At 66.1% G+C, this 4961-nt stretch carries 2 protein-coding genes and 1 pseudogene; all 3 read right to left on the bottom strand.

Features of this window, described 5'->3' with window-relative positions; genetic code table 11:
• Positions 1–2614, bottom strand: a 2614-nt coding sequence (locus ACZ4Z3_RS38550; RefSeq protein WP_468505422.1) for a tetratricopeptide repeat protein, incomplete at its 3' end; no start/stop codon positions are given.
• Between the two features lie 511 nt (positions 2615–3125).
• Entirely contained in the window at positions 3126–3404 is a 279-nt protein-coding gene (locus ACZ4Z3_RS38545; RefSeq protein WP_468505421.1) for a hypothetical protein, read from the bottom strand.
• Positions 3405–3465: 61 nt separating this feature from the next.
• Positions 3466–4669: pseudogene (locus ACZ4Z3_RS38540) on the bottom strand (IS110 family RNA-guided transposase).
• Between the last annotated feature and the right edge of the window lie 292 nt (positions 4670–4961).

The raw sequence follows: 4961 nt of genomic DNA, 5'->3' as shown, positions 1-4961 counted from the left end.
CGGCGAGGTTGTTGCGGCTGGCCAGGGTGTCGGGGTGGGTGTCGCCCAGTACCTGCTCACGCTGGGTGAGGGTGGCCTCGAACAGGGGGATGGCGTGCCCCAGGTTGCCTGCGGCTCGGTATGCGGTGGCGAGGTTGTTGCGGCTGGCCAGAGTGCGGGGGTGGGTGTCGCCCAGTACCTGCTCGCGCTGGGTGAGGGTGGCCTCGAACAGGGGGATGGCGCGCTCGAGGTCTCCCGCTTCCTGATAGGCGCCGGCGAGGTTGTTGCGGCTGGCCAGGGTGTCGGGGTGGGTGTCGCCCAGTACCTGCTCACGCTGGGTGAGGGTGGCCTCGAACAGGGGGATGGCGCGCCCCAGGTTGCCTGCGGCTCGGTATGCGGTGGCGAGGTTGTTGCGGCTGGCCAGGGTGTCGGGGTGGGTGTCGCCCAGTACCTGCTCGTACTGGGTGAGGGTGGCCTCGAACAGGGGGATGGCGCGCCCCAGGTTGCCTGCGGCTCGGTATGCGGTGGCGAGATTGTTGCGGCTGGCCAGAGTGTCGGGGTGGGTGTCGCCCAGTACCTGCTCGTACTGGGTGAGGGTGGCCTCGAACAGGGGGATGGCGCGCGCGAGGTCTCCCGCTTCCTGATAGGCGAAGGCGAGATTGTTGCGGCTGGCCAGGGTACGGGGGTGGGTGTCGCCCAGTACCTGCTCGTACTGGGTGAGGGTGGCCTCGAACAGGGGGATGGCGCGCGCGAGGTCTCCCGCTTCCTGATAGGCGCCGGCGAGGTTGTCACGGCTGGCCAGGGTGTCGGGGTGGGTATCGCCCAGTACCTGCCCGCGCTGGGTGAGGGTGGCCTCGAACAGGGGGATGGCGCGCTCGAGGTCTCCCGCTTCCTGATAGGCGCTGGCGAGGTTGTTGCGGCTGGCCAGGGTGTCGGGGTGGGCGTTGCCCAGTACCTGCTCGCGCTGGGTGAGGGTGGCCTCCAAGAGATGGATGGCGTGCCCCAGGTTGCCTGCGGCATAGTAGGCGCCGGCGAGGTTGTCATGGCTGGCCAGGGTGTCGGGGTGGGCGTTGCCCAGTACCTGTTCGTACTGGGTGAGGGTGGCCTCGAACAGGGGGATGGCGCGCGCGAGGTCTCCCGCTTCCTGATAGGCGAAGGCGAGATTGTTGCGGCTGGCCAGGGTACGGGGGTGGGTGTCGCCCACTACCTGCTCGTACTGGGAGAGGGTGGCCTCGAACAGGGGGATGGCGCGCGCGAGGTCTCCCGCTTCCTGATAGGCGCCGGCGAGGTTGTCACGGCTGGCCAGGGTGTCGGGGTGGGTGTCACCCAGTACCTGTTCGTACTGGGTGAGGGTGGCCTCAAGCAGGGGGATGGCGCGCGCGAGGTCTCCCGCATCCTGATAGGCGAAGGCGAGGTTGTTGCGGCTGGCCAGGGTGTCGGGGTGGGTGTCACCCAGTACCTGTTCGTACTGGGTGAGGGTGGCCTCAAGCAGGGGGATGGCGCGGAACGCGTGGCCTTGTTCGTAGAGGTAACGGGCGGCGGCAGCGTAGGCGTCAGCAAGTGCGGAGTCGTTGTTGCGTCCGGGTGGCGTACTGGCAGCGAGGGCGATCAGATGGGGTGTAAGGGAGTCCCATAGAGCTTCGTCGGCTGTGCTGTGGCCCCATGGCGCAGAGAGGGCATGCAGGACAGCTTGTTCAGCTCGTTCGCGTCCCTCCAGGTGTGGAGGGCGTCCAGTGCGTAGGACATCTTGGACAAGCGGATGGATGCTGAGGCTGGTGCCGTTATAGGCGGCCACGCTGTAAGCCGCCAGAGTGTCGATAGCTTCGATGACATCGTCCGGGTCGACCCCGGGCGGGATGAGCAGAGTGATCGGGATGTTTTCGGGCGCAAGCCAGGCGGCCGTGTGCACCAGTTTTACGGCAAGGGGATTAGCCGCCTCCAAGGCTTGGAGAGTGACGTCCCAAATGCGAGCAACAGTGCGTTCAGTGTTGATGACGTGAGCCGTACTGCTTAGTGCAGTGCCCAGGTGGCGACGGTAGGCGTCCAGGCTGACGCCACGGTGATGGGCGAGGTAAAAGCCAGCCCCTACTATCGCCAGCGGAAAATAGCCCAAGTCCGCAGCGAGAGCTCTGGCATCAGCCTTCTCACGCGCTGCGGGGGCTGTGTCTGTAGAACTGAGCCTGGACAACAGGTCCGTGGCATCGTCGGGGTCGAGACCTCCAAGGGCCAGAGTGGCCGTGTTATGAGGCCAGCCCGTAGTGCGGCGGCTGGTGGCGAGGTGGTGCCCTTGGTGCAGGCCCCCGATGTAGGGGGCCAGGTCCTCTGGGTTAACCACGTTGTCGTAGATCAGCAGCCAGTCCGGGTGCCGGGCTAGCCACTGCATCGCCCAAGACACTTGCGCGTGGCGCTCGGTCGTCGCCGCCCAGTCGGGAACCACAGCCCGAGTGAGGCTGGCGAGAGACGTCTCGATTTCATCGGGGGAGACGGCGTTGATCCACCAGATTAGGCTGTAGTCGGCACGGTAGCGATGGGCGTAATGCAAGGCGAGGGCGCTTTTCCCGATCCCGGCCAGACCGTGTACCACACAGCTCTGCGTGACCGGTCCCTCATGCTGGTTGGTCAGGGCAAGGCGCACCCAGGTTAGTTCCTCTTCGCGCCCCAAAAATAATGCCCCGGATGCTGGGAGATTCGATGTTCCCGGCGGGATCACGACTGTCTCAGGCATGTACAAGGACTTAGCGGGCAACATGTCACCGGTGAAGGCCATGCCTATGTGCCGAGCTGCGATCGCACGGTCACCAGATGCTGTGATTGCCGAGCCCGTCGAGGAGTCGTTGGGTGTCATGGGCGTCAGATATTCCTGTTGCTTACAAGCCGTTTCACAATGGCGAGCTCACCTGACGCTGTGATCACATCCGTACCCGTTGCTGTGGTCGACTGCTCAACCTTCATGCCTGTTACGCCCTAACCCCCGTCGCGCAAGAGGTGCCTTGGAAGCACCACTGGATGGCGCCCTACACCAGAGTATGCTGATGGGCCGTCGCATGGCGGCGACATGTAAGAAGTCCTTTGGGGTCAGGCAAAGGCGCGCGGTGGGTGGAGTCTCAATGACCGAGTCAAGGGTCTCTGCTGGGCCGGGGGTGTTGTCAGGCGTCGGTGTCGGCGGCCTCTTCAAGTAGGTCCATGGCGTGGTTGTGGAAGCTGAGTTCGGCGTTGCGGCATGGGGCGTTGAGGAAGGCTCGTTGAGCTTCGGCAAGATCGCAGTTCAGCAGGCCCATGGTCACGAACACGGCTTCCACTCCGTGGCACTCGTTGTCCTTGAGGAACTGCTGGAGTGCGTCCGAGTCGCCGGTCGTCTCCCAGACGGGCCGGGCGGCTTCCTGCATGGCGGCGATGCGCGCTGATCGTTCTGCGTCGAAGCCCACTAGACCCGCCTCTCTGATGTGGTCCGCAGGCTATAGCCAGGTAGGCGGGGTGCTGGCCCATTTAAGCGGCTTGGGTGATGGGTGGATGGAGGGTGAAGGGCCTGCCGTCGCGCAGGAGGGCCCATAGGACGTCGACACGTCGGCGGGCGAGGGCGATGACGGCCTGGATGTGTTTGCAGCCTTCGCTCCGCTTCTTCAGGTAGTAGGCGCGGTTGGGACCTTCGCGGATGATGCTGGTCTGGGCGGACAAGTAGAAGACGCGGCGGAGGCGTCGGCTGTAGCGCTTGGGGTCGGTGGAGGTTGCCGGTGCGGCGTCCGGAGTCGCGGGGAACGGGCACGAGGCCGGCGGCGGAGGCGAGGTGGCCTGCGTCGGCGTAGGCGCCCAGGTCACCGGCGGCGACGATGAACTCAGCTCCCAGGATGGGGCCCATGCCCGGCAGGGACTCGATGATGTGGGCCTGGGGATGGGTGCGGAACGTTCGCCGGATCTGCTTGTCGACGTGCTTGAGCCGGTCGTCCAGGGCGAGGATCTGTGAGGCGATGTCCGCGACGATGCCTGCGGCGACCTCTTGGCCCGGCAGTGTGGCGTGCTGAGTCCCGGCGGCCTGCAGGGCTGTGGCGGCGACCGCGTCGGGGTTGCGGACTTTGCGTCCCTTGAGCCAGGCGGTGAGGCGGGCTTGGCCGTGGCGGCGTATGGCTGCCGGAGTCTGGTGGCGGGTGAGCAGGATGAGCGCGCCTTTGTGGTCGGCGTAGTCGAAGGCTCGTTCCAGGGCGGGGAAGACCCCGGTGAGCATGTCGCGGAGCCGGTTGAGCATGCGGACGCGGTCGGCGATCAGGTCGGTGCGGTGGGCGGTCAGCAGAGCCAGATCGGCTGCCAGCTGGGCGGGGGCCTTGATGGAGGTGAAGTCCCGCCGCAGGCGGGCGGTGTCTGCGATCACGTAGGCGTCCCGGGCGTCGGTCTTGGCTTCACCGCGGTAGGAACCGGACATCCAGCTGACCGTCCGGCCGGGCACGTAGACGGCCTGTTGGCCCTGGGCGGCGAATAAGGCCAGCAACAACGCGGACGCGGTACCGGCGATGTCAACGGCCCAGTCCACATGGTCGGACAGGGCGAGGATCTCGCCCAGGGCGGTCAGAATGGCGCTCTCGTCGTTGGGGACCTTCTTGCTCCACACCGTTGCCCCGGTTTCGTCGACCGCGGCGAGCCAGTGATGGGCTTTACCGGCGTCGATCCCGACCCATCGGTGGGCCAGCTGCTCGGCCATGTGCGTCTCCTCGGTTCAGGCAGCATGCCGTTCGGTCCGAGGAACACCCGCCGTCAGCTCCGTAAACAGCGATCAGTGCGCAGATCTCAATCAGCGGCCAGGGCGTCCCGAAGAGCGGGGCGGCCACTCCACCGGAGCCACCGGGGGCAAGCGACTTTAGAGCCACACCCCACTCTTCCGGACCGCCAAACAACTTACGGAGCGGCTTTGGGGTGGCGCTGCTTTGGCGCGAGTGATCATGGCCCCGTAAGCTTGCGGCGCGTCGGGCAGTCTGTGGACCTGCCCGGTAAAG

It is taken from the genome of Streptomyces sp. NPDC030296, from assembly GCF_055572815.1.
Note: the sequence above shows the minus strand (reverse complement) of the source record. Positions and strands in the feature narration are given on the sequence as shown.